General features: G+C 66.6%; 24 protein-coding genes and 1 tRNA gene. 18 read left to right on the forward strand and 7 right to left on the reverse strand.

What is annotated here, in order from left to right; genetic code table 11:
• Window positions 1–10 precede the first annotated feature (10 nt).
• Together WDLP6_RS09890 and WDLP6_RS09895 are read right to left on the reverse strand one after the other, a co-directional pair.
• On the reverse strand, window positions 11–748 hold the full coding sequence (locus WDLP6_RS09890) for an SDR family NAD(P)-dependent oxidoreductase (RefSeq protein ID WP_162592190.1): 738 nt from the start codon (window positions 746–748) through the stop codon (window positions 11–13).
• A gap of 175 nt (window positions 749–923) precedes the next feature.
• Window positions 924–1571, reverse strand: a complete 648-nt coding sequence (locus WDLP6_RS09895; RefSeq protein WP_162592191.1) for a GntR family transcriptional regulator — start codon at window positions 1569–1571, stop codon at window positions 924–926.
• A gap of 124 nt (window positions 1572–1695) precedes the next feature.
• Here WDLP6_RS09895 and scpA point away from each other — a divergent pair, with 124 nt between their 5' ends.
• Genes scpA through WDLP6_RS09920 form a run of 5 tightly spaced genes read left to right on the forward strand, consistent with a single transcriptional unit; the run spans window position 1696 to window position 9007 of the window.
• The gene (scpA, locus tag WDLP6_RS09900; RefSeq protein ID WP_162592192.1) at window positions 1696–3855 is read left to right on the forward strand and encodes a methylmalonyl-CoA mutase; all 2160 of its coding nucleotides are present in this window, start codon (window positions 1696–1698) and stop codon (window positions 3853–3855) included.
• 2 nt (window positions 3856–3857) lie between these two features.
• Entirely contained in the window at window positions 3858–4925 is a 1068-nt protein-coding gene (gene meaB / locus WDLP6_RS09905; protein WP_162592193.1) for a methylmalonyl Co-A mutase-associated GTPase MeaB, read from the forward strand.
• 10 nt (window positions 4926–4935) lie between these two features.
• Window positions 4936–6468: an acyl-CoA carboxylase subunit beta gene (locus WDLP6_RS09910; RefSeq protein WP_162566845.1), complete on the forward strand. Its 1533-nt coding sequence runs from the start codon at window positions 4936–4938 to the stop codon at window positions 6466–6468.
• Between the two features lie 14 nt (window positions 6469–6482).
• Window positions 6483–8531 carry an acetyl-CoA carboxylase biotin carboxylase subunit gene (locus tag WDLP6_RS09915; protein WP_162592194.1) on the forward strand — a complete coding sequence of 683 codons (2049 nt, stop codon included), beginning with the start codon at window positions 6483–6485 and terminating at the stop codon, window positions 8529–8531.
• Window positions 8528–9007, forward strand: a complete 480-nt coding sequence (locus tag WDLP6_RS09920) for a VOC family protein (RefSeq protein ID WP_162592195.1) — start codon at window positions 8528–8530, stop codon at window positions 9005–9007. Before WDLP6_RS09915 ends, WDLP6_RS09920 begins: the two co-directional genes overlap by 4 nt.
• Before the next feature lie 96 nt (window positions 9008–9103).
• Here WDLP6_RS09920 and WDLP6_RS09925 read toward each other — a convergent pair whose 3' ends face one another.
• From WDLP6_RS09925 to WDLP6_RS09940, 4 genes are all read right to left on the reverse strand, one after another.
• Window positions 9104–9733 carry a LysE family translocator gene (locus WDLP6_RS09925; RefSeq protein WP_162592196.1) on the reverse strand — a complete coding sequence of 210 codons (630 nt, stop codon included), beginning with the start codon at window positions 9731–9733 and terminating at the stop codon, window positions 9104–9106.
• The gene (locus WDLP6_RS09930; protein WP_162592197.1) at window positions 9730–10371 is read right to left on the reverse strand and encodes an RnfABCDGE type electron transport complex subunit B; all 642 of its coding nucleotides are present in this window, start codon (window positions 10369–10371) and stop codon (window positions 9730–9732) included. The genes WDLP6_RS09925 and WDLP6_RS09930 overlap by 4 nt, the downstream gene beginning before the upstream one ends.
• 13 nt (window positions 10372–10384) lie before the next feature.
• Window positions 10385–11800: a polyhydroxyalkanoate depolymerase gene (locus tag WDLP6_RS09935; RefSeq protein ID WP_162592198.1), complete on the reverse strand. Its 1416-nt coding sequence runs from the start codon at window positions 11798–11800 to the stop codon at window positions 10385–10387.
• A gap of 135 nt (window positions 11801–11935) precedes the next feature.
• Window positions 11936–13132 carry an amino acid aminotransferase gene (locus tag WDLP6_RS09940; protein ID WP_162592199.1) on the reverse strand — a complete coding sequence of 399 codons (1197 nt, stop codon included), beginning with the start codon at window positions 13130–13132 and terminating at the stop codon, window positions 11936–11938.
• A gap of 107 nt (window positions 13133–13239) precedes the next feature.
• On the opposite strand from WDLP6_RS09940, the gene uvrB reads away from it, so the two are divergent.
• The 13 genes from uvrB (at window position 13240) to WDLP6_RS10005 (ending at window position 23521) form a co-directional block, all read left to right on the forward strand.
• Complete coding sequence (uvrB, locus tag WDLP6_RS09945; RefSeq protein WP_162592200.1) at window positions 13240–15372, forward strand: excinuclease ABC subunit UvrB; 2133 nt, start codon at window positions 13240–13242, stop codon at window positions 15370–15372.
• A gap of 216 nt (window positions 15373–15588) precedes the next feature.
• Complete coding sequence (gene iscR, locus WDLP6_RS09950; RefSeq protein WP_162566853.1) at window positions 15589–16125, forward strand: Fe-S cluster assembly transcriptional regulator IscR; 537 nt, start codon at window positions 15589–15591, stop codon at window positions 16123–16125.
• Window positions 16126–16207: 82 nt separating this feature from the next.
• Window positions 16208–17428: an IscS subfamily cysteine desulfurase gene (locus tag WDLP6_RS09955; RefSeq protein ID WP_162592201.1), complete on the forward strand. Its 1221-nt coding sequence runs from the start codon at window positions 16208–16210 to the stop codon at window positions 17426–17428.
• Window positions 17429–17450: 22 nt separating this feature from the next.
• Complete coding sequence (gene iscU / locus WDLP6_RS09960) at window positions 17451–17867, forward strand: Fe-S cluster assembly scaffold IscU (RefSeq protein WP_162566855.1); 417 nt, start codon at window positions 17451–17453, stop codon at window positions 17865–17867.
• A gap of 1 nt (window position 17868) precedes the next feature.
• Complete coding sequence (gene iscA / locus WDLP6_RS09965) at window positions 17869–18192, forward strand: iron-sulfur cluster assembly protein IscA (protein ID WP_012747263.1); 324 nt, start codon at window positions 17869–17871, stop codon at window positions 18190–18192.
• 160 nt (window positions 18193–18352) lie between these two features.
• Complete coding sequence (gene hscB, locus WDLP6_RS09970; protein WP_162592202.1) at window positions 18353–18871, forward strand: Fe-S protein assembly co-chaperone HscB; 519 nt, start codon at window positions 18353–18355, stop codon at window positions 18869–18871.
• A gap of 4 nt (window positions 18872–18875) precedes the next feature.
• Window positions 18876–20732: a Fe-S protein assembly chaperone HscA gene (hscA, locus tag WDLP6_RS09975; protein ID WP_162592203.1), complete on the forward strand. Its 1857-nt coding sequence runs from the start codon at window positions 18876–18878 to the stop codon at window positions 20730–20732.
• 8 nt (window positions 20733–20740) lie between these two features.
• Entirely contained in the window at window positions 20741–21079 is a 339-nt protein-coding gene (gene fdx / locus WDLP6_RS09980; RefSeq protein WP_162592204.1) for an ISC system 2Fe-2S type ferredoxin, read from the forward strand.
• Window positions 21079–21798 (forward strand): DNA polymerase III subunit epsilon, encoded by a 720-nt coding sequence (dnaQ, locus tag WDLP6_RS09985; RefSeq protein ID WP_162592205.1) that lies wholly within the window; start codon window positions 21079–21081, stop codon window positions 21796–21798. The genes fdx and dnaQ overlap by 1 nt, the downstream gene beginning before the upstream one ends.
• Before the next feature lie 62 nt (window positions 21799–21860).
• Window positions 21861–21935, forward strand: a tRNA-Val gene (locus WDLP6_RS09990).
• 116 nt (window positions 21936–22051) lie between these two features.
• Window positions 22052–22288: a hypothetical protein gene (locus tag WDLP6_RS35030; protein WP_232077016.1), complete on the forward strand. Its 237-nt coding sequence runs from the start codon at window positions 22052–22054 to the stop codon at window positions 22286–22288.
• Window positions 22289–22423: 135 nt separating this feature from the next.
• On the forward strand, window positions 22424–22732 hold the full coding sequence (locus tag WDLP6_RS10000; RefSeq protein WP_162566860.1) for a glycine zipper domain-containing protein: 309 nt from the start codon (window positions 22424–22426) through the stop codon (window positions 22730–22732).
• Between the two features lie 75 nt (window positions 22733–22807).
• Complete coding sequence (locus tag WDLP6_RS10005) at window positions 22808–23521, forward strand: phage holin family protein (RefSeq protein WP_162592206.1); 714 nt, start codon at window positions 22808–22810, stop codon at window positions 23519–23521.
• 32 nt (window positions 23522–23553) lie between these two features.
• On the opposite strand, the gene WDLP6_RS10010 is transcribed toward WDLP6_RS10005, so the two are convergent.
• Window positions 23554–24621 (reverse strand): quinone-dependent dihydroorotate dehydrogenase, encoded by a 1068-nt coding sequence (locus tag WDLP6_RS10010; RefSeq protein ID WP_162592207.1) that lies wholly within the window; start codon window positions 24619–24621, stop codon window positions 23554–23556.
• Window positions 24622–24634: the final 13 nt, after the last annotated feature.

Here is a 24634-nt window from a genome sequence, read left to right on the forward strand (position 1 = left end):
GGCGGGCTGTCTACAAGGTCATGCCGCCATCGACGTGCAGGATCTGACCGGTGATGAAAGCCGCCTCCGGGCTCAGCAAGAAGGCGATCGGGGCCGCGATGTCGTCGGGCGTCGCGAGCCGGCCCGCCGGCACGCGCGAGAGCGCCTGGCGCCATTGTTCCTCGGTCAGCGCGCCGGCATTCGGCCGGTCCTTGCGCACATAGCCCGGGGCCACGGCATTGACCGTCACGCCGCGCGCGGCGACTTCCGCGGCCGCCGCCTTGACCAGCGCCTCGACGCCGGCCTTGGCCGCGGCGGTGGCCGGAAAGGTGGACGCGCCCAGCGTGAAACGGTGGGCGACGAAGGAACTCACCGCGACGAAGCGGCCCTGGCCCGCCTCTTCGAGCATCGGCAGGCTCTTGCGCAGCAGGTGGGCCAGCGAGACCACCATCGTTCGCAGCGAGCGCTCGACGATCTCGTCGTCCAGCTGTGCGAGCGTGCGCTTGTCGGCGAACCCCGCGTTGGCGACCACGCCGCGCAGGCCGCCCAGCGCGCGTGCCGCATCGAGCAGGGCGTCGACCGTCTGCGGCGCCGCCATGTCGCCGACCACCACCGTGCTGCGCACCGCGCTGCATTGCTGCGACACCGCATCGGCCGCAGCGCGCTGGCTGCCGGTGTGGATCACGAGGTCGATGCCTTGTGCGGCCAGGCGGCGGCATGTCGCCGCTCCGATGCCGGAGCCGGCGCCGGTCACAACCACACTGCTCATGTCGCCCCCATGTTCGGCACTGGCGTGTCCTCACTGCCCCCCGAGGGGGCGCGAGCTTGCTTGGGGCGGCCCGGCGCTGCGCTCATTCGAAAACTGCCATCTGCGATGCAAAGCAAGCATTGTGCTAGCAAACACAAGTCTCATCTGCGCGGGCAAACGCGCATCGCGGATGCTGTCAGGCCGCTGCTTCCAGCCCGCTGCGGAAGTGTGCCTGCATGCGTGCCATCGCGGCTGCCGGGTCGCGCGCCTTGAGCGCGGCCATGACGTCGCGGTGCTCCTTCAGCGATTCGCCGATGCGCCCCGATTTGAGCAGCGAGTTGTGGCGGTTGAGCTTCATCACCTTGCGCAGGTCGGCCACCATCTGGTCGCGCCAGCGGTTGTCGGCGATGGCGAGCAGGCGCATGTGGAAGCGCTCGTTGAGCGCGAAGAAGTGCTCGCGGTCGACATGGCCCGGCCTGGCCGCGGCCTCGAGCTGGGCATGCAGCGCCTCGAGTTCGGCCAGCTCGGCGGCGGAGGCCCGTTCGGCGACGACGCCCGCGGCATCGCTTTCGAGCAGGCTGAGCAGGTGGTAGACGTCCGCCAGATCCTTCTCGGACACCTCCGTCACATAGGCGCCGCGCCGCACCTTCATCGTCACCAGGCCTTCGGCCGCCAGCACCTTCAGCGCCTCGCGCAGCGGCGTGCGGCTGATGCCGTATTCCTCTGCCAGCTTGAGTTCGTCGATCCAGCTGCCGGGCTGGAGCTCGCGATTGAAGATGCGCTGGCGCAGCAGCTCCGCCACCTCCTCATAGAGGGCGCGCGGGGTGAGGGTGAGGGCGGACATGATCGGAATGTACCGCAACTCAGGACTTTGAATTAATAATTACGGATGGGTTAGACTCGCCTTGAACTGTTTCGACCCAGCGAACACACTCCCACCCACTCGCACGACCTGCAAAGCGGCGCCCATGAGCAAACCCGAACCCACCTTTCAAACCGCCACCCTCGAGGCCTGGGGCAAGGCCGCCGCCAAGTCCGCGCCGGGCGGCGACGTGAACGCGTTGAACTGGATCACGCCCGACGGCATCGCCGTCAAGCCGCTCTACACCGCGGCCGATCTGCAAGGCCTGAGGTACACCGACACACTCCCGGGCTTCGAGCCCTACCTGCGCGGCCCGCAGGCCACGATGTACGCGGTGCGCCCGTGGACCATCCGCCAGTACGCCGGCTTCTCGACCGCCGAGGAATCGAATGCCTTCTACCGCAAGGCGCTGGCGGCGGGCGGCCAGGGCGTCAGCGTGGCCTTCGACCTCGCCACGCACCGCGGCTACGACAGCGACCATCCGCGCGTGACGGGCGACGTCGGCAAGGCCGGCGTGGCGATCGATTCGGTCGAGGACATGAAGATCCTGTTCGACCGAATCCCGCTCGACAAGGTCAGCGTCTCGATGACGATGAATGGCGCCGTGCTGCCAGTGCTGGCGGGCTACGTGGTGACGGCCGAAGAGCAGGGCGTGGCGCAGGACCAGCTGAGCGGGACCATCCAGAACGACATCCTCAAGGAGTTCATGGTCCGCAACACCTACATCTTCCCGCCCGCGCCGAGCATGCGGATCATCGGCGACATCATCGAGTACACGGCCGAGCACATGCCGAAGTTCAACTCGATCTCGATCAGCGGCTACCACATGCAGGAAGCCGGCGCCAACCAGGCGCTGGAACTGGCCTTCACGCTGGCCGACGGCAAGGAGTACGTGAAGACAGCGCTGGCCAAGGGCCTCGACGTCGACGGCTTCGCCGGCCGGCTGAGCTTCTTCTGGGCCATCGGCATGAACTTCTATCTGGAAGTCGCCAAGATGCGCGCGGCGCGGCTGCTGTGGTGCCGGATCATGAAGGAGTTCGAGCCGAAGAATCCCAAGAGCCTGATGCTGCGCACGCATTGCCAGACCTCGGGCTGGTCGCTGACCGAGCAGGACCCGTACAACAACGTCGTGCGCACCACGATCGAGGCGATGGCAGCGGTGTTCGGCGGCACGCAGAGCCTGCACACCAATGCGCTCGATGAAGCCATCGCGCTGCCTACCGAGTTCAGCGCGCGCATCGCGCGCAACACGCAGCTCATCATTCAGGAAGAGACGCACATCACGAACGTGATCGACCCGTGGGCCGGCAGCTACATGATGGAGAAGCTCACGCAGGACATGGCCGATGCGGCCTGGGCCATCATCGAAGAGGTCGAGGCCATGGGCGGCATGACCAAGGCGGTCGACAGCGGCTGGGCCAAGCTCAAGATCGAGGCCGCCGCGGCCGACAAGCAGGCGCGCATCGACTCCGGCAAGGACGTGATCGTGGGCGTCAACAAGTACAAGCTCAAGTCCGAGGATGCGATCGACAGCCTGTCGATCGACAACGTCAAGGTGCGCGACGGCCAGATCGCCAAGCTCAAGGCGATCCGCGAGAAGCGCGACGCCGCCGCCGTGCAGGTCGCGCTCGACGCGCTGACCGCCGCGGCCGAAAGCGGCGAAGGCAATCTGCTCGCGCTCAGCATCCAGGCCGTGCGCCTGCGCGCCACGGTCGGCGAGATCAGCGATGCGCTCGAAAAGATCTACGGCCGCCATCGCGCCGACACGCAGAAGGTCACCGGCGTCTATGCCGCGGCCTACGACTCGGCCGAGGGCTGGGAAGCGCTGCAGCACGAGATCGCGGCCTTTGCCGAAGAGCAGGGCCGGCGCCCGCGCGTGATGATCTCCAAGCTCGGCCAGGACGGCCACGACCGCGGCGCGAAGGTGGTCGCCACCGCCTTCGCCGACCTGGGCTTCGACGTCGACATGGGGCCGCTGTTCCAGACGCCGGAAGAGTGCGCGCGCCAGGCGATCGAGAACGACGTGCATGCGGTCGGCGTGAGCACGCTGGCCGCAGGCCACAAGACCTTGGTGCCCGCCATCATCCAGGAGCTGAAGAAGCAGGGCGCCGACGACATCATCGTGTTCGTCGGCGGTGTGATTCCGCGTCAGGACTATGACTTCCTCTACGAGGCGGGTGTGAAAGGCATCTACGGGCCGGGCACGCCGATACCTGCGAGTGCCAAGGATGTGCTGGAGCAGATCCGCGCCGCGGTCACGGCCTGAACATGCCGGTGGTTCGAACCCCGGTCACCGTCGAAGCGCTGGCGGCGGAAGGTGCGCCGCAGCGCCGCGCGATCGCCAAGGCGATCACGCTGCTCGAATCGACGCGCGCCGACCATCGCGCGCAAGCCGATGAGCTGCTCACCGCGCTGCTGCCGCACACGGGCCAGTCGTTCCGGCTCGGTATCTCGGGCGTGCCCGGCGTCGGCAAGTCGACCTTCATCGAGACGCTGGGGCTGTACCTGATCGGGCGCGGCCATCGCGTCGCGGTGCTCACGGTCGACCCTTCGTCCACCGTCTCCGGCGGCTCGATCCTCGGCGACAAGACGCGCATGGAAAAGCTCTCGGTGCACGAGCGCGCCTACATCCGGCCGAGCCCTTCGTCGGGCACGCTGGGCGGCGTGGCCGAGAAGACGCGCGAGGCGATGCTGGTGTGCGAAGCCGCGGGCTACGATATCGTGATCGTCGAGACGGTGGGCGTCGGCCAGAGCGAAACCGCGGTCTCCGGCATGACCGACATGTTCGTGCTGCTGCAACTGCCCAATGCCGGCGACGACCTGCAGGCGATCAAGAAGGGCGTGATGGAGCTGGCCGACCTGGTCGTCATCAACAAGGCCGACCTCGACAAGGACGCAGCCACCCGCGCCCAGGCCCAGATCACCTCGGCGCTGCGCCTCTTCGGCCACCATGGCAATCCCGCGCACGCACAGGCGATGCAGGCCGCTCACGCCGCACCGGGCACGCCCGAGGCCGAAGTGCGCTTCTGGCAACCGAGGGTGATCCAGCTCAGCGCGCTGGCCGGCACCGGCATCGATGCCTTCTGGGACGCAGTCACGCAGTTCAGGACGATGCAGGCGGCCAACGGCAAGCTCGCGAGCCGCCGCGAAAAACAAGCGCTCGCGTGGATGTGGGAGCGCATCGACGCCGGGCTCAAGCATGCCTTTCGCCATCATCCGCAGGTGCGCGAGCTTCTGCCACAGGCCATCGCCCAGGTTGCGGCGGGCACCTTGCCCGCATCGACCGCGGCACGAAATCTTCTCGCCGCCCAGGCGGGAACAACGACAACACCTTGACGGGACGCCCATGAAAGAAATCCTCGAACAACTCGAAAACCGGCGCGCGCAGGCGCGGCTCGGCGGTGGGCAGAAGCGCATCGACGCCCAGCATGCCAAGGGCAAGCTGACGGCGCGCGAGCGCATCGAACTGCTGCTCGACGACAACACCTTCGAAGAGTGGGACATGTTCGTCGAGCACCGCTCCAGCGACTTCGGCATGGACGACAACAAGATCCCCGGCGATGGCGTGGTCACCGGCTACGGCATGATCAACGGCCGCCTGGTGTTCATCTTCAGTCAGGACTTCACCGTCTTCGGTGGCGCGCTCAGCGAAGCGCATGCCGAGAAGATCTGCAAGGTGATGGACCAGGCGATGAAAGTCGGCGCGCCCGTCATCGGCCTCAACGATTCGGGCGGCGCGCGCATCCAGGAAGGCGTGGCCTCGCTCGGCGGCTATGCCGAGGTGTTCCAGCGCAACGTGATGGCCTCGGGCGTGGTGCCGCAGATCAGCATGATCATGGGCCCTTGCGCGGGCGGCGCCGTGTATTCGCCGGCCATGACCGACTTCATCTTCATGGTCAAGGACAGCTCCTACATGTTCGTCACCGGCCCCGAGGTGGTGAAGACCGTGACGCACGAGGACGTGACGGCCGAGGAACTGGGCGGCGCGTCCACCCACACAACCAAGAGCGGCGTGGCCGACATGGCCTTCGAGAACGACGTCGAGGCGCTGATGATGCTGCGCCGGCTCTACAACTATCTGCCGCTCAACAACCGAGAGAAGCCGCCGGTGCGCCCGAGCGGCGATCCGGCCGAGCGTGCCGACGCATCGCTGGACACGCTGGTGCCCGAGAACCCGAACAAGCCCTACGACATGAAGGAGCTGATCGCCAAGGTGGTCGACGACGGCGACTTCTTCGAGCTGCAGCCCGACTACGCGAAGAACATCGTGATCGGCTTCGCGCGCATGGAAGGCCAGAGCATCGGCATCGTCGCCAACCAGCCGCTGGTGCTGGCCGGCTGCCTGGACATCAAGTCGTCGATCAAGGCGGCGCGCTTCGTGCGCTTCTGCGATGCGTTCAACATCCCGGTCGTGACCTTCGTCGACGTGCCCGGCTTCATGCCCGGCACCAGCCAGGAGTACGGCGGCATCATCAAGCACGGCGCCAAGCTGCTCTATGCCTACGCCGAGTGCACGGTGCCGAAGATCACCGTCATCACGCGCAAGGCCTACGGCGGCGCCTACGACGTGATGGCGTCCAAGCACCTGCGCGGTGACGTCAACCTGGCCTGGCCGCGCGCCGAGATTGCGGTGATGGGCGCCAAGGGCGCGGTCGAGATCATCTTCCGCGAGGACAAGAACGACCCCGAGAAGCTCGCCGCGCGCGAGGCCGAATACAAGGCGCGCTTCGCCAATCCCTACGTGGCCGGCACGCGCGGCTACATCGATGACGTGATCCTGCCGAGCGAAACGCGCAAGCGCATCTGCCGCAGCCTGGTGATGCTGCGCGAGAAGAAGTTAGACAATCCGTGGCGCAAGCACGGGAACATCCCCCTCTGAAACGGGACAAGAACATGTTCAAGAAGATCCTGATTGCCAATCGCGGCGAAATCGCCTGCCGCGTCATCAAGACCGCGAAGAAGCTCGGCATCCTCACGGTCGCCGTGTATTCCGATGCCGACAAGGACGCGCGCCACGTCGAGCTTGCGGACGAGGCCGTGCACATCGGCGCCTCGCCGAGCCGCGAGAGCTACCTGCAGGCCGACCGCATCATCGCGGCCTGCAAGAAGACCGGCGCCGAGGCGGTGCATCCCGGCTACGGCTTCCTGTCGGAGAACGAAGCCTTCGCGCGCAAGGTCGAGGAGGAGGGCATCGTCTTCATCGGTCCCAAGCACCATTCGATCGCGGCGATGGGCGACAAGATCGCCTCGAAGAAGCTCGCGAAGGAGGCCAAGGTCAACACGATTCCGGGCTGGAACGATGCGATCGAGACCGCCGAGCGCGCCGTCGAGATCGCCCGGGACGTCGGCTACCCGGTGATGATCAAGGCCTCGGCCGGCGGCGGCGGCAAGGGCCTGCGCGTGGCCTACAACGACAAGGATGCGTTCGAGGGCTTCACCTCCTGCCGCAACGAGGCACGCAACAGCTTCGGCGACGACCGCGTGTTCATCGAGAAGTTCGTCGAGGAGCCGCGCCACATCGAGATCCAGGTGCTCGGCGATGCGCACGGCAACGTGATCTACCTCAACGAGCGCGAATGCTCGATCCAGCGGCGCCACCAGAAGGTGATCGAGGAAGCGCCGTCGCCCTTCATCAGCGATGCCACGCGCAAGGCCATGGGCGAACAGGCCGTGGCACTGGCCAAGGCGGTGAACTACCAGAGCGCAGGCACGGTGGAATTCGTGGTCGGCAAAGACCAGAGCTTCTACTTCCTGGAGATGAACACGCGGCTGCAAGTCGAGCATCCGGTGACCGAGGCGATCACCGGGCTCGACCTGGTCGAGCTCATGATCCGCGTCGCCGCCGGCGAGAAGCTGCCGCTGGCGCAGAAGGACGTGAAGCGCGAGGGCTGGGCCATCGAGTGCCGCATCAATGCCGAGGATCCGTTTCGCAACTTCCTGCCCTCGACCGGCCGGCTGGTGCGCTTCCAGCCGCCGAAGGAGACGATGTTCGCGGCCGATACCGGGCATCTCTACGGCGTGCGCGTGGACACCGGCGTCTATGACGGCGGCGAGATTCCGATGTTCTACGACTCGATGATCGCCAAGCTGATCGTGCACGGGCGCGACCGCGCGCACGCGATCGCGATGATGCGCGAGGCGCTCAACGGCTTCGTGATCCGCGGCATCAGCAGCAACATCCCGTTCCAGGCGGCGCTGCTCGCGCATCCGAAGTTCGTGGCCGGCGATTTCAATACGGGCTTCATCGCCGAGCACTATGGCAAAGGCTTCCATGCCGAAGACGTGCCGCATGACGATCCGGACTTCCTGATCGCGCTGGCGGCCTATGTGCACCGGCGCTACCGTGCGCGCGCCTCGGGCATCAGCGGCCAGCTCGAAGGGCATGGCGTGAAGGTGGGCGAGCAGTTCGTGGTTGTCTCGCTGGATGTGCAAGGCCAGCATGTGCACACGCCCGTCTCGGTGACGGACTTCCACGGCCAGACCGGCGCCAGCGTCGTCGCGGTCGGCGCCCACAACTACAAGATCGACAGCGGTGCATCGCTCGGCAGCATCCGGGTCGAAGGCACGGTCAATGGCCGCGCCTTCGTCGCGCAGGTCGAGCGCGGCGCGGGCAAGAATCCGCTGGCCCTGCGCATCTCGCACAACGGCACGCAGATCGAGACCGTGGTGCTGTCGCCGCTGGGCGCGCGGCTGTTGAAGCTGATGCCCTACAAGGCGCCGCCGGACCTGAGCAAGTTCCTGATGTCGCCGATGCCGGGGCTGCTGGTCGAGGTCTCGGTGCAGTCGGGCCAGCAGGTGCAGGCCGGCGAGAAGCTCGCAGTGATCGAGGCAATGAAGATGGAGAACGTGCTGTTCGCCACGCAGGATGGCGTGGTCGGCGCGATCTCGGCCGCCAAGGGCGAGTCGCTGTCGGTGGACCAGGTGATCATGGAGTTCGCATGACGACACGTCCCTTCAAGGTGCTGGGCGTCCAGCAGATCGCCATTGGCGGTACCGACAAGACCCGTCTTCAGAAGCTCTGGGTCGAGATGCTGGGGCTCGAAGTCACCGGCACGTTCAGGAGCGAGCGCGAGAACGTCGACGAGGACATCTGCGCGATCGGCAGCGGCCCGTTCAAGGTCGAGGTCGATCTCATGCAGCCGCTCGATCCCGACAAGAAGCCCGCGGTGCATGCCACGCCGCTCAATCACGTCGGCTTATGGATCGACGATCTGCCGAAGGCGGTCGAGTGGCTCGCCGCGCAGGGCGTGCGTTTCGCGCCGGGCGGCATCCGCAAGGGCGCGGCCGGCTTCGACATCTGCTTCCTGCATCCCAAGGGCAACGAGGAATTCCCGATCGCGGGCGAAGGCGTGCTGATCGAGATGGTGCAAGCACCGCCCGAAGTGATCAAAGCCTTCTCGGCCCTCGCGGCAGGCTAGGTTCAGAAACACCGCGGAACCGGCTCCGCCGGGCCGCCGGTGTTGCCCCCGGAAGGGGGTTGGCGGCCACACGAAGTGGGCAAGCCTGGGGGCGAGTCAGCCACCGGGACGGCGCCAGATCGCTAGCGTCGCGGCCAGCGCCCACATGCCGGCCGCACAGCCGCGGTGGATGCGCTGCAGGCTGCGTTGCGACAGCCTGCGCACTGCCTGCGTGCCCGCGCCGGCGTAGCCCAGCATCACGCAGGTGTCGATGGCGACGAAGCATGCGCCAAGCACGAGGTACTGCGGGCCCTGCGGCTCTGCGATCGAGACGAATTGCGGCAGGAAGGCCGCGAAGAAGAGCAGCGTCTTCGGGTTCGACAGCGCGACCGTGAGGCTGCGTCGGAAGGCCACCCGGCCCCGCAAGGGTTCTGTCGACGACAGCATCGCGCCGAGGTCGAGCGGCTGGGTGCGCCACAGCTTGATGCCGAGCCAGACGAGGTAGGCGACACCGGCGATGCGGATCGCGTTGAACAGCCACTCCGATGCGGCGAGCAGCGATCCCAGCCCAAGCGCGACGACGGTGATCAGCACGCAGGCGCCGAGCGAGGCACCCGCAATGCCCCATGCCGCCGCCCGCATCCCACCGGCGATGCCGTTGGACAGCGCGAGCAGCATGGTCGGCCCCGGCGTGATGGCGAGCGCGAGCGAGGCGAGCGCGTAGAGGATCAGCGTGTCGGTCGTCATGGGGTCTTCCTGTCCTTGGCCTTCGATGCGGCCGCGGCGCGGGCGCGGGCCAGCGCCGCGTCGACGATGGCCCGCTTGCGCTCCGAGGGATTCATCGTGTCTGCGGGCACGTCCGAGGCGGCGGCGCTGCGCGGCGATGGCTTCTTCGCATGCCGCGTGCGATGGGCTTCGTAGCGCGCCCGTGCATGATCCGCCTCGGCCTGGGACCAGGCCTGCCAGCCGCTGCGGCCCGGCGTCGCGACTTCGAGCGAGATGCAGTCGACGGGGCAGGCCGGAATGCAGAGCTCGCAACCCGTGCAGTGCGCCTCGATCACCGTATGCATGCGCTTGTGGATTCCGAGGATCGCGTCGGTCGGGCAGGCGTCCAGGCACAGCGTGCAGCCGATGCACCAGGCTTCGTCGATCACGGCCAGCGCGCGTGGGCCTTCGGTGCCGAACCGCGGATCGATCGGCTGCGCCGGCTGGCCGGTGAGGCGCGACAGCCGCTGCACGCCTTCGGCGCCGCCGGGTGGGCATTGGTGAATGCCAGCCTCGCCGGAAGCGATGGCCTGCGCATAGCCGGCGCAATCCGGGTAGCCGCAGCGCGTGCACTGCGTCTGCGGCAGGGCCTCGAGGATGCGTGCGGCCGGCGTGTTCACCACGCAGTGGTGCTCAGCGCGCGGTCGCGCGGGGCCGGCGGGCCGCTGCCGGGGATGCCTTCCTGCGCGTGGCTGGTAGCGCCGCCTTGACGGCGGTACGCCGGGGCGCCGTCGCGGGCTTGAGCGCGTCCTCGCCGGTGGCTGCCGCGCGGGTGGTGGCCTTTTGCGGCTTGTCGTGCGCGGCGATGAAGGCTTTCACCTCCGGATAGACGAGATCGCGCCAGCGGCGTCCGCTGAAGATGCCGTAGTGGCCTGCGCCCTTGACCTCGTAGTGCCGATGGTTCGACGCGGCGACGCCCGTGCACAGGTCGTGCGCGGCGCGGGTCTGGCCGGAGCCGGAGATGTCGTCCAGCTCGCCTTCGATGGTCAGAAGGCCGGTCGAGCGGATGTCCTGCGGGCGCACGCGCTCGAGCAGGCCGTCGGCGCTCTTCACGTCCCAGGTGCCGTTCACGAGTTCGAACTGCTGGAACACCGTGCGGATGGTCTCGAGGTAGTAGTCCGCATCCATGTCGAGCACGGCGTTGTATTCGTCGTAGAACTTGCGGTGGGCTTCGGCGCTCGCGTCGTCGCCCTTGATCAGGTCCTTGAAGTAGTCGTAGTGGCTGCTGGCATGGCGGTCCGGGTTCATCGCGACAAAGCCGGTGTGCTGCAGGAAGCCCGGGTAGACACGGCGGCCGACGCCCGGGAAGTTGTCGGGCACGCGGTAGATCACGTTGTTCTCGAACCACTCGAAGCTCTTGTTCGTCGCCAGGTTGTTGACGGCTGTGGGCGATTTGCGCGCATCGATCGGGCCGCCCATCATGGTCATCGACAGCGGCGTCCCTTCGCCGCGGCTGGCCATCAGCGACACCGCAGCCAGCACCGGCACGGTGGGCTGGCAGACGCTGATCACATGGCAGTGGCCGTATTTCGATTGCAGGTGGCGCAGGAATTCCTCGATGTAGTTGACATAGTCATCGAGGTGGAATTCGCCTTCGGACAGCGGCACCAGGCGCGCGTTGGTCCAGTCGGTGATGTAGACCTTATGGTCCTGCAGCATGGTGCGTACCGTGTCGCGCAGCAGCGTCGCGTAGTGGCCCGACAGCGGTGCGACGATCAACACCACGGGCTGGCTCTTGAGCGTGCGGAGCGTGTCGGCATCGTCGGTGAAGCGCTTGAAGCGCCGCAGCTCGCAGAAGGGTTTCTCGATCTCGACGCTTTCCTGGACCACGACGTCGTCGCCGCCGACCTTCACCGTCTTGATGCCGAACTCGGGCTTCTCGTAGTCCTTGCCCAGCCGGTAGATCAGGTCGTATCCGGCGGCCATGCGCTGCGCCATCGGCGTCTGCCCGAAGACGGCGCCCTGGCCATAGAGCTTGGAGGCGGCCTGGGCGAAGTCGGCGAACGGCTCCATCAGGGAGCGCTGCGCTTCATAGAGTTGATAGAGCATCGGAGGACCGGAGAATTAACTGGGTAGTTACTGCTGCAGTGCAATATATCAGCAGGGCCGGACAGGATATAGAGGATGAGCCCCAGTCCCGCCGGCCGGCCGTGACATCTTTGGCCCGCAGCGGCCCGCCGATGCTCAGAGAACCTTGGCGATGCTCTGGCAAACGTAGTCGATGTTCTTGCTGTTGAGCGCGGCGACGCACATGCGGCCGGTGTCGGTGCCGTAGACGCCGAACTCCTCGCGCAGGCGCACCATCTGCGCCTTGCTGAGGCCCGAATAGCTGAACATGCCGATCTGCGTGGTGATGAAGCTCATGTCCTCCTTCACGCCGGCTGCCTTGAGGCCGTCGACCAGCTTCTGGCGCATGGCCTTGATGCGCACGCGCATCTCGCCGAGCTCTTTTTCCCACAGCGCGCGCAGTTCGGCATTGCCCAGCACCGCCGCGACCACCGCGCCACCGTGCGTCGGCGGGTTGCTGTAGTTGGCGCGGATCGCGGTCTTGAGCTGGCTCAGCACGCGCGCGGCCTCTTCCTTGTTCTCGCACAGCACCGACAGCGCGCCGACGCGTTCGCCGTAGAGGCTGAAGCTCTTGGAGAACGAGGTCGAGACGAAGAAGGTCAGGCCCGCGTCGACGAACTTGCCGATCGCAGCGCCGTCTTCCTCGAGGCCATAGCCGAAGCCCTGGTAGGCCATGTCCAGGAAGGCGGTCAGCTTGTTCGCCTTGACGGCGGCGACCACCTGGTCCCATTGCGCGGCCGTGATGTCGTAGCCGGTCGGGTTGTGGCAGCAGGCATGCAGCACGACGATGGTGCCGGCCGGCGCAGCCTTCAGCGCGCCCAGCATGCCGTCGAAGTCGATGCCGCGCTTCGCTGCGTCGTAGTAGGGGTAGCTTTCGACCTTGAAGCCGGCCTGCGTGAAGAGCGCGCGATGGTTTTCCCAGCTCGGGTCGCTGATCAGCACCTTGGCGTCGGGTGCGAGTCGCTTGAGGAAGTCGGCGCCGACCTTGAGGCCACCGGTGCCGCCCAGGCCCTGGATGGTGGCCACGCGGCCGGACTTGACCGGTTCGCTGTCGATGCCGAACACCAGCCCCTTGACCGCGTTGTCGTAGGCCGCGATGCCGTCGATCGGCAGGTAGCCGCGCGCGGTGGGCGCTTTCATCATGTCCTGTTCGGCCTTCTGCACGCATGCCAGCAGCGGCAGCTTGCCGTTGTCGTCGTAGTACACGCCGACGCCGAGGTTGACCTTGTTGGGATTGCTGTCGGCGGCATATTGCTCGTTGAGGCCCAGGATCGGGTCGCGCGGCGCCATCTCGACGGCGGTGAACATTGACATGGAAAGTCCTTTGGGGTGATCGATTCGCGGGAACACCGGACCTGCGTTACGCTTTCCGGTTGCCTTGAATTTTACCGGCCGCGCCGCCAGCTCACAGGGTCCACGCCATGCCAGAAATCTCTGAAGTCATTCCCAAGCCGCAGCAGGCCGATCCCGTCGGGCCCGCGAAGGAGGGCGAGTTCATCAAATTCCCGGGCTCTCCCTTCGAGCTGTACCAGCCCTATCCGCCCGCGGGGGACCAGCCCGCGGCGATCGCGGGGCTGGTCGAGGGCGTCCAGGACGGCGAGGTGTTCCAGACCTTGCTGGGCGTGACCGGCTCGGGCAAGACCTTCACCATGGCCAACGTGATCGCACGGCTGGGCCGGCCGGCCATCGTGTTCGCGCCCAACAAGACGCTGGCGGCGCAGCTCTACAGCGAATTCCGCGAGTTCTTCCCGAAGAACGCCGTCGAGTATTTCGTCAGCTATTACGACTACTACCAGCCCGAGGCCTACGTGCCGCAGCGCGACCTGTTCATCGAGAAGGACAGCTCGATCAACGAGCACATCGAGCAGATGCGCCTGTCGGCTACCAAGAGCGTGCTGGAGCGGCGCGATACCGTGATCGTGGCCACCGTGAGCGCCATCTACGGCATCGGCACGCCCGAGGACTACACGCAGATGCGTTTCATCATGCGCACGGGCGACAAGGTCGGCCAGCGCGACGTGATCGGCCGGCTGATCCGCATGCAGTACACGCGCAACGAACAGGATTTTTCGCGCGGGACCTTTCGCGTGCGCGGCGACACCATCGATGTCTTTCCGGCCGAGCACAGCGAGCTGGCGATCCGCATCGAATTGTTCGACGACGAGATCGAAACGCTGCAGCTCTTCGACCCGCTCACGGGGCGCATCCGTCAGAAGATTCCGCGCTTCACGGTCTATCCGTCGAGCCATTACGTGACGCCGCGCGACAAGGTGCTGGCCGCGGTCGACACCATCAAGATCGAACTCGGCGAGCGGCTCAAGGAATTCGTCGGGCAGGGCAAGCTGGTCGAGGCACAGCGGCTGGAGCAGCGCACGCGCTTCGATCTCGAGATGCTGGCCGAGATCGGGCACTGCAAGGGCATCGAGAACTATACGCGCCACCTGTCGGGCGCAGCGCCCGGCGATCCGCCGGCGACGCTGACCGACTACCTGCCGAAGGACGCGCTCATGTTCCTCGACGAGAGCCACCAGATGATCGGCCAGCTCAACGGCATGTACAGCGGCGACCGGGCGCGCAAGACCACGCTGGTCGAATACGGCTTCCGGCTGCCTTCGGCGCTCGACAACCGGCCGCTGAAGTTCGATGAATTCGAGACGCGCATGCGCCAGGCGATCTTCGTGTCGGCCACGCCGGCGCAGTACGAGAAAGACCATGCGGGCAACGTCGTCGAACAATTGGTCCGGCCCACCGGGCTGATCGATCCCGAGGTCGAGGTGCGGCCGGCCACGCACCAGGTGGACGACGTGCTGCAGGAGATCCGCATGCGGGTCGACAAGCACGAGCGCGTGCTGATCACCACCCTCACCAAGCGCATGGCCGAGCAGCTGACCGACTACCTGGGCGACAATGGCGTCAAGGTGCGCTACCTGCACAGCGACATCGACACGGTGGAGCGGGTCGAGATCCTGCGCGATCTGCGGCTCGGCACCTTCGACGTGCTGGTGGGCATCAATCTGCTGCGCGAGGGCCTCGACATTCCCGAGGTGTCGCTGGTCGCGATCCTCGATGCCGACAAGGAAGGCTTCCTGCGTGCCGAGCGCTCGCTGATCCAGACCATCGGCCGCGCGGCGCGCAATCTGAACGGCAAGGCCATCCTGTACGCCGATCGCATGACGGATTCGATGAAGAAGGCGATCGACGAAACCGAGCGCCGGCGCGCCAAGCAGATCGCCCACAACGAAGCCAACGGCATCACGCCGCGCAGCATCGTCAAGCAGGTGCGGGACCTGATCGACGGCGTCTACAGCGAGAAGACCAACAAGGAAAACGCCAAGCTGGAGCTGGAGCGCGCCAGGGTCGAGGACATGAGCGAGAAGGACATTTCCCGCGAGATCAAGCGCCTCGAGAAGCTGATGCTGGAGCACGCCCGCAACCTCGAATTCGAAAAGGCGGCGCGCGTGCGGGACCAGCTGGCGCTGCTGCGCGAGCAGGCCTTCGGGGCTTCCGTGCACGACAACATCGCCATCCCGCCGCCGGGCGACGCGACCGCCTGACACCCCTTCAGGCTGCAATCGGGTTTACCCGAGCAGGACGCGTGGCCTTCTGCTATACTTGAGTGAAATACTCAACAACAAAAGAACTTCGCGATGAAGGACCGGCTCCTACCGATTGGGTCACCAGCGGTATCGGGTCGGGAAGGGCGGAGACGGCGTCACCAGAGCTACCCGCCGCGGTGTCATTTCAACGGTAAGCACTCAAAGGAGCTTGCGATGCGTCTCACTACCAAAGGCCGTTTTGCGGTCACAGCCATGATCGATCTGGCACTGCGCCAGAACACCGGTCCCGTCACGCTGGCCGCGATCAGCCAGCGGCAGCAGATTTCCCTGTCCTACCTGGAGCAACTGTTCGGCAAGCTGCGCCGGCACGAGCTGGTCGAGTCGACTCGCGGCCCCGGCGGCGGCTATTCGCTGGGGCGCAAGGCGGCGGACATCACGGTCGCCGACATCATCGTCTCGGTCGACGAGCCGATCGATGCCACCCAATGCGGCGGCAAGGAAAACTGTCTCGGCGAAGCCGGCCGCTGCATGACGCACGAGCTCTGGGCCTCGCTGAACCAGCGCATGGTCGAGTTCCTCGACTCCGTCACGCTGCAGAAGCTGGTCGACGACCAGCTCGCCAAGGGCGTGCAGATCGAGAACAAGCCGGCCGTCAAGCGCGCGATCTCGGCGCAGCCGGTGGTCAAGCCGATCCGGGTCAATGCGCCCAATTCTGTGTTCGCACTCGGCAACGCTTTCGCCAAGTCGTGATCCGGCGGCGCCTTCGGGCGCCGGCCGATCCGTCTCGATGCCGTCACGACAAAAGATAAACCCACGCCAGCCCGAGCCAGCCATGGACGTCACTCCTCATTTTCCGATTTACCTTGATTACGGCGCGACCACGCCTGTCGATCCGCGTGTCGTCGACGCGATGATTCCCTGGCTGCGCGAGCATTTCGGCAATCCGGCATCGCGCAGCCACGCCTGGGGTTGGGAAGCCGAGGAGGCGGTCGAAAAGGCACGCGCCGAGGTGGCCGACCTGATCGGTGCCGATCCGCGCGAGATCGTCTGGACTTCCGGCGCGACCGAGTCGGACAACCTCGCGCTCAAGGGCGCCGCGCAGTTCTACAAGGGCAAGGGCAAGCACCTGATCACCGTCAAGACCGAGCACAAGGCCGTGCTCGACACGATGCGCGATCTCGAACGCCAGGGCTTCGAAGTCACGTATCTCGACGTCGAGGAAGACGGGCTGCTCGACCTCGAGAAGTTCAAGGCGGCGATCCGTCCCGACACCATCCTCGCAAGCGTCATGCTCGTGAACAACGAGATCGGCGTGATCCAGGACATCGTCGCGCTGGGCAATGCCTGCCGCGCGAAGGGCGTGATCTTCCATGTCGACGCAGCGCAGGCCACTGGCAAGGTGGATATCGACCTCAAGACCCTGCCTGTCGACCTGATGAGCCTGGCCTCGCACAAGACTTACGGCCCCAAGGGCATCGGCGCGCTGTACGTGCGCCGCAAGCCGCGCGTGCGGCTCGAAGCCCAGATGCACGGCGGCGGGCACGAGCGCGGCATGCGTTCGGGCACGCTTCCCACGCACCAGATCGTCGGCATGGGCGAGGCCTTCCGCCTTGCCAAGCTCGAGATGAAGGAAGACATCGCCAAGGCCCGCGCGCTGCAGCAGCGGCTGCTCGACGGTCTGAAGGACGTCGAACAGGTCTTCATCAACGGCAACCTCGAGCACCGCGTGCCGCACAACCTGAACATCAGCTTCAACTACGTCGAGGGCGAGTCGCTGATCATGGGCATCAAGGGCCTGGCGGTGTCGAGCGGCTCGGCCTGCACCTCGGCCAGCCTCGAGCCCAGCTACGTGCTGCGCGCGCTGGGCCGCAGCGACGAACTCGCGCACAGCAGCCTGCGCATGACCATCGGCCGTTTCACGACCGAAGAAGAAATCGACTATGCCGTCTCGACCATCAAGCACAACGTCGCCAAGCTGCGCGAGCTGAGCCCGCTGTGGGAGATGTTCAAGGACGGCATCGACATCAGCACGATCCAATGGTCGGCGCACTGACAACGATCCAAGAGGTAACCCCATGGCATATTCATCCAAGGTCATCGACCACTACGAAAATCCCCGCAACGTCGGCTCCTTCGAAAAGGGCGACGACTCGGTCGGCACCGGCATGGTCGGTGCGCCCGCCTGCGGCGACGTCATGAAGCTGCAGATCAAGGTCAATCCGGAAACCGGCGTGATCGAGGATGCGCGCTTCAAGACCTACGGCTGCGGCTCGGCCATCGCGTCTTCTTCGCTCGTGACCGAATGGGTCAAGGGCAAGACGCTCGACGAAGCGGCGGCGCTGAAGAACGCCCAGATCGCCGAGGAACTGGCCTTGCCGCCGGTCAAGATCCATTGCTCGATCCTCGCCGAGGACGCGATCAAGGCAGCGGTCAACGACTACAAGGCCAAGCACGGCGCGGCCGTGGCAACGACGACGGAAGCTGTTCACTGACATGGCAGTCACCTTGACAGAAGCCGCCGCGCGCCACGTGACCCGCTACCTCGGCAAGCGAGGCAAGGGCGTGGGCGTGCGGCTGGGCGTGAAGACCACCGGTTGCTCGGGGCTGGCCTACAAGCTCGAGTACGTGGACGAGTTCGCGCCCGAGGACGTGGTGTTCGAAGACCATGGCGTCAAGGTGCTGGTGGATCCGAAGAGCCTGGCCTACATCGACGGCACGCAACTCGACTTCGTGCGCGAAGGGCTCAACGAGGGCTTCAAGTTCATCAACCCGAACGAGCGCGACCGGTGCGGTTGCGGCGAGAGCTTCCGGATTTAGCTCGCCCCGAGGTTGTTGCTCGCCCCCAGGCTTCGCGCACTTCGTGTCGCTTCGCCAACCCCCTACCGGGGGCGACACCAGCGGCCCGGCTAGGCCGGATCCGCGGTGTCTCACGAATTACGTCGCCGCCACTTGATGTTGTTGGCGGTATTTTTTTGCCATGAAACTCGACGACAACGATTTCGAACTGTTTGCAGTGCCTGCCACCTTCGCGCAAGACCGTGTGGCGCTGGACGCGCGCTGGAAGGAACTGCAGCGGGAGGCGCATCCCGATCGGTTCGCGGCGCAGGGCGCTGCGGCGCAGCGGGTGGCGATGCAGTGGTCGGTTCGCATCAACGAGGCCTACCAGCGGCTCAAGGATCCGCTGCGGCGCGCGAGCTATCTGTGCGAGTTGAACGGTTCTCCGGTGAATGCCGAGAAGAACACGGCGATGCCGCCGGATTTCCTGATGCAGCAGATGGAATGGCGCGAGGCGCTTGCCGAGGTGAAGGACGCCTCGGCGCTCGACACGCTGCGAACCGAAGTCCAAGCCGGCCGCGCACGCGCGCTGTCCTCGCTCGACTGGCTGATCGACGAGAAGGGCGACTATCCGGCTGCGTCGCGCCAGGTGAGAGCCCTCATGTTCATAGAGCGCTTTGCCGAGGACGTCGAGGCCAAGTCCGACCAGTGGGGACAATAGCGCCATGCCATTGCTCCAGATCTCAGAACCGGGCCAGGCCCCCGACCCGCACCAGCGGCGCATCGCGGTCGGCATCGACCTCGGCACCACGCATTCGCTCGTTGCGGCGGTGCGCAGCGGCGTGGCCGAATGCCTGCCTGATACCGAGGGCCGCGTCGTGCTGCCCTCGGCCGTGCGCTATCTCGACAAGGACCGCCGCCAGATCGGCTTCGATGCGCTGGCGGCGCGCAGCGTCGATCCTGCGAACGTCATCACCTCGGTCAAGCGGCTGATGGGCCGCGGCCTGCAGGACATCGCCCATCGCGATGCGATGGCCTATGGCCTCGCGGGCGACGCTGGCATGGTCCACGTGCAGACCGTGGCGGGCGAGAAATCGCCGGTCGAAGTGAGCGGCGAGATCCTTGCGACCCTGCGCCATCGCGCCGAGGACACCTTCGACGACGAGCTCTACGGCGCCGTCATCACGGTGCCTGCCTATTTCGACGAAGGCCAGCGACAGGCGACCAAGGATGCGGCGCAGCTCGCCGGCCTCAACGTGCTGCGCCTCATCAGCGAGCCGACTGCTGCCGCGATCGCCTATGGGCTCGACAACGCGAGCGAAGGCGTCTACGCGGTCTACGACCTGGGCGGCGGCACCTTCGACATCTCGATCCTGCGGCTCACGCAGGGCGTGTTCGAGGTGATCGCCACGGGCGGCGATTCGGCCCTCGGCGGCGACGACTATGACCATGCGCTCGCCGATCTCGTGGCTTCGCAGGCCGGCATCCAGGCGCAGAACGACACCGACAAGGCCGTGCTGCTGACTGCAGCACGTGCCGCCAAGGAAGCACTGTCGGCGCACGAGTCGACCATGTTCACGGCGAAACTCGCAGGCGGCGACGTGAAAGTCGATCTCCAGCGCGCGCAATTCGAGACGGCAACCGCCGCGCTGACGGCGCGCACCATCGCGGCGGTGCGCAAGGCCTTGCGCGACGCCAGGCTGCAGCGCGAAGAGTTGCAAGGCATCGTGCTGGTCGGCGGCGCCACACGCATGCCGCAGATCCGTCGCGCCGTCGCCGACTTCTTCGGCCGCGAGCCGCTCACCAACCTGAACCCCGACGAAGTCGTTGCGCTCGGCGCAGCGATCCAGGCCAACCAGCTCGCCGGCAACGGCGGCACGGGCGACCTGCTGCTGCTCGACGTGATCCCGCTGTCGCTCGGCCTCGAGACCATGGGCGGCCTGGTCGAGCGCATCGTGCCGCGCAACCAGACCATTCCGACCGCGATGGCGCAGGACTTCACGACCTACAAGGACGGCCAGACCGCGCTGGCGCTGCACGTGGTGCAGGGCGAGCGCGACCTCGTGGCCGATTGCCGCAGCCTCGCGCGCTTCGAGTTGCGCGGCATTCCGCCGATGGCGGCGGGCGCCGCACGCATTCGCGTCACCTTCACCGTCGACGCCGACGGCCTGTTGAGCGTGAGCGCGAAGGAGCAGGGCAGCGGCGTGGAAGCGAATGTCACCGTCAAGCCGTCTTACGGTCTATCCGACGACCAGATCGCGACCATGCTGCAGGAGAGCTTCTCGACCGCGCAGCAGGACATGCAGGCGCGCGCACTGGTCGAGGCGCGCGTGGATGCCGATCGCATGCTGCTGGCCACGCAGAGCGCGCTGGATGCCGATGGCGAGCTGCTGTCCGCCGCGGAGCGCGGCGCGATCGAAGCCTTGATGGACGCACTGCGCACGGCCCGCTCGGCCGACGATGCGGCAGTCGTCGAAGCCGCGACCCAGGCCCTGGCCGACGGAACCGAAGCCTTCGCCGCCGAGCGGATGAACGCGGGCATCGCGCATGCGCTCTCGGGCCGGCGGATCGAATCTCTCTAGAAGTCTTCATGCCCACGATCAAGATCCTTCCTCATTCCGAATACTGTCCGCAGGGCGCCGAGATCAGCGCGCCCGCGGGCACCTCGATCTGCGAGGCGCTGCTCGAGAACCACATCAACATCGAGCATGCGTGCGAGATGAGCTGCGCCTGCACCACCTGCCACGTGGTCGTGCGCCAGGGACTCGAATCGCTTAACGAGGCGCAAGAGGGCGAGGAAGATCTGCTCGACCGCGCCTGGGGGCTCGAGCCTCAGTCGCGGCTGAGCTGCCAGGCGATACTGGCGCAGACCGACGTGACCGTCGAAATTCCGAAGTACTCGATCAACCACGCGAAGGAGAACCACTGATGTCGCGCCAGATCGTTCTCGACACCGAAACCACCGGCCTGTCCGCCGAGAACGGCGACCGCATCATCGAACTCGGATGCGTGGAGTTGTTCAACCGCAAGCTCACCGGCAACGACCTCCACATCTACTTCAACCCCGAGCGCGAGAGCCACGAGGATGCGCTCAAGGTCCATGGCCTGACCACCGACTTCCTGCGCGACAAGCCCAAGTTCGCGACGCTCGCCAACGACATCGTCGAGTACCTGCGCGATGCCGAGCTGATCATCCACAACGCGGCCTTCGACGTCGGCTTCCTCAACAAGGAACTCGAGCTCGCCGGCCTGCCGCTCCTGCGCAGCTTCGTCGGCGAAGTCACCGACACGCTCGCGATGGCGAAGATGGTGTATCCGGGCAAGCGCAATTCGCTCGATGCGCTGTGCGACCGCTTCGGTGTCGACCGGTCGAACCGCACCTTCCACGGCGCCAAGCTCGACGCGCAGCTGCTGGCCGACGTCTACATCAACCTGACGCGCGGCCAGGACGCGCTGCTGATCGACGTGGCCTCCAACGAGCCGGTCCTGGGTGCCGTCGTCGCCGTCGACCTGAGCCGCTTCGAGCTGCCCGTGCTGGTCGCGACCGAGCACGAGCTGGCCGCCCACGAGGAGCTGCTGAAACAGCTCGACAAGGCGAGCAACGGCCGCACCCTCTTTCGCAAGAACAGCGAAGGCGCTGTGGCATAATCCAAGGCTTCGCGCCGCTGCAGGGCGAGCGAAACCAGCGGCGCCATCTGCGATGGCGCCACGGGCGGTTAGCTCAGGGGTAGAGCACAGCATTCACACTGCTGGGGTCGGAGGTTCGAAACCTCCACCGCCCACCACATTCCATCCTTTCGGTTCTAAGATGTGTCGGCTCCCGCCGACGCAAACTGCGGTCGTGCGCTTGCGGCCATGCTCGACAGTGCGCGTCATACAGGCGGGATCAAGGAGCATCGCCATGGCCACCAGTCCCGAGCTTCCGACACCCATCACGCCCGATCCGCCGGATCTTCCGGTCGAACCCGACGAAGGGCCGACGCCTCCGCCCGGGAATCCCACGGATCCCGAGAGTCCTTTCCCGTTGCAGCCGGAGCGCTCTCGCTCCCATGTGCGGCTGCTGCGGGTCCACCGCGATGTCATGCGTGCGGCCGCGTTCTGCTGGCGGCGGCATGGGCGCATGACGGCGATGGCCTGATCTGCGCCTTCCGATCATTCGCAACGGACGCCGGCGCTGTCGCAGGCACGCGCGGCCATGTACCATGGAATGCCACGCCGCTCACCGGCGTGGAATGGCCGGCGCGGTGCCGGCCTCATCGAGGAGGACCCCTGAATGACTGCATCCAGCAATCTCGACGCGGCGGCCAACGCCGTCGCTGAAGACATCGCCAGCGACGTCCGCGGCGTACTCGCGAGCAAGGATCTCGACTCCGTGCCGCACATCAAGGCGTTGCGCCAGCGTATCGACAGCAAGCTCGCCATCGCTCGCGAGCTCGCGGCGGAGAAGAGCCGGATTGCCGCCAAGAAGGCGCGCGAGGCGGCCAATACGGCCAACGCCTATGCCCACGACGAGCCGTGGCAGATCGCCGGCGCCGCGCTGGCGGTGGGCGTGCTGGTGGGCCTGCTGCTTGGTCGCCGCTGAGCGTGCGGCACCCGGCGCGCGGCGAGCATCCACATCATCCTGCCGTGGGCCTGCGGGCCCGCGCGGAGGCTGGGCATGAGGCTGCTCTCGCTCCTCGGGCTTGACCGCTACCTGCGCCGCTGGCGCATCGCGGCGGGAGAGGGCGCACTGGCGGCCCAGGACCGCGTTCAGCTGATCCAGCTCGCCTGGGGCGAAGAAAAGAAGCGCCTGCAGCTGGTGCTGGGCCTGGTGATCGCGGTGATCGGACTGACCACGATCGCGATCGCGCTGCTGTCGGTCGCGGTCGTCGTCCATTTCTGGGACACGCCGTACCGCGTCACGGCGGCCTGGTCGGTGGCCGCGGTGTGGAGCGGGCTCTGGCTGGTGGCCGTGCTGGCGCTGCTGTCCCAGCTGCGCGCGTCATCAGACGCCTTCGAGCCGGCGCGTCGCGAGTTCGAGCGCGACCTGGCATGGTTCCACGACCGTTTCGGCATGGACCATCACGCCGAGAGCTCGCGCGAAGCCCGGCCTGCCAGCCGCGAAGAGCTGCTGGCGCGCATCGCGCGGCAGCGCCAGCGCATTGCGACCTTGCAGGGCTCTCCGGCCGATGCCGCGCAGGCGGCGCAGAGGGCTGCAGCCGAAGCAGCACCGCCCGCGGATGAATCCATCGGCGGCACCGCACTGCGGATCGCGCGCGAACATCCCGTCGCCACCGGCGTCGCCACCGCGGCCGCCGTCGCGGTGCTCGGGCCGCGACGCCTGCTGCGCTGGGCTGCCGTCGTCGTTCCGGTGTTGTGGCGGATGCGCTGATGCGCTGCTGACGACAACAGGCGCGCCGTCGCTCAGGCCTCGCGCCGGCGCAGCGCCTGGGCGGCTTCGCGCACCAGTGCCGGGCCGCGGTAGATCAGGCCGGTGTAGATCTGCACCAGGTCCGCGCCGGCGGCGATCTTGCCGCGGGCGTCGGCCGCGCTGAGAACGCCGCCGACGCCGATGATCGGAAAATCGGCACCCAGTGCCGCGCGCAATTGGCCGATCACGCGGTTGCTGGCGTCCCTCACGGGTGCGCCGGACAGGCCGCCGGCCTCGTCCGCATGCGGCAATCCCGCGACCGCATCGCGCGCCAGCGTGGTGTTGGTCGCGATCACGCCATCCATGCCGTGGCGCCGCAGCGCGGCGGCGATGACGCCCACCTGCGCCTCGTCGAGATCGGGCGCAATCTTGACGAACAGCGGCACCCGCTTGCCTTGCCGTGCGGTGAGGGCCTCGCGCTTGTCCGCCATGGCGCCGAGCAGCGTGTCGAGCGCCGCATCGCTCTGGAGCGAGCGCAGGTTGGCCGTGTTGGGGCTCGAGATGTTGATCGTCACGTAGTCGGCATGCGGGTAGACGCCATCCAGGCAGATCAGGTAATCGTCGACTGCGCGTTCGATCGGCGTCGATGCGTTCTTGCCGATGTTGAGGCCCAGCAGCATCGGCGCCTTCGTGTCGCTGCGGCGAAAGCGTGCCCGTCGCACGTTCGCGACGAAGGCTTCGAGTCCGTCGTTGTTGAAGCCGAGCCGGTTGATCAGCGCATCGCGCTGCGGCAGCCGGAACATGCGCGGCTTCGGATTGCCCGGCTGCGGTTTGGGCGTGACGGTGCCGACCTCGACGAAGCCGAAGCCCATGGCCGCGAAGGCGTCGATGCAGCGTGCGTTCTTGTCGAGTCCCGCGGCGAGCCCGACCCGGTTGGGGAACGACAGGCCGGCGAGCCGAACCCGGTCCTCGGTGCGAGGCGCCGCATAGGCGCAGGCGAGCGGCGTGTTCTGCGTGCGCGCCAGTGCGTCGAGCGTGAGCTCGTGGGCATGCTCCGGGTCGAAGCCGAACAGGAAGGGGCGGGCAAAGACGTAGAGCGAGGAAGGCAGCAGCAAGGGCATTGGATAATTCTCG

The sequence above is a fragment of the Variovorax sp. PBL-E5 genome (assembly GCF_901827185.1).
In the GTDB taxonomy this organism is placed as follows: domain Bacteria; phylum Pseudomonadota; class Gammaproteobacteria; order Burkholderiales; family Burkholderiaceae_C; genus Variovorax.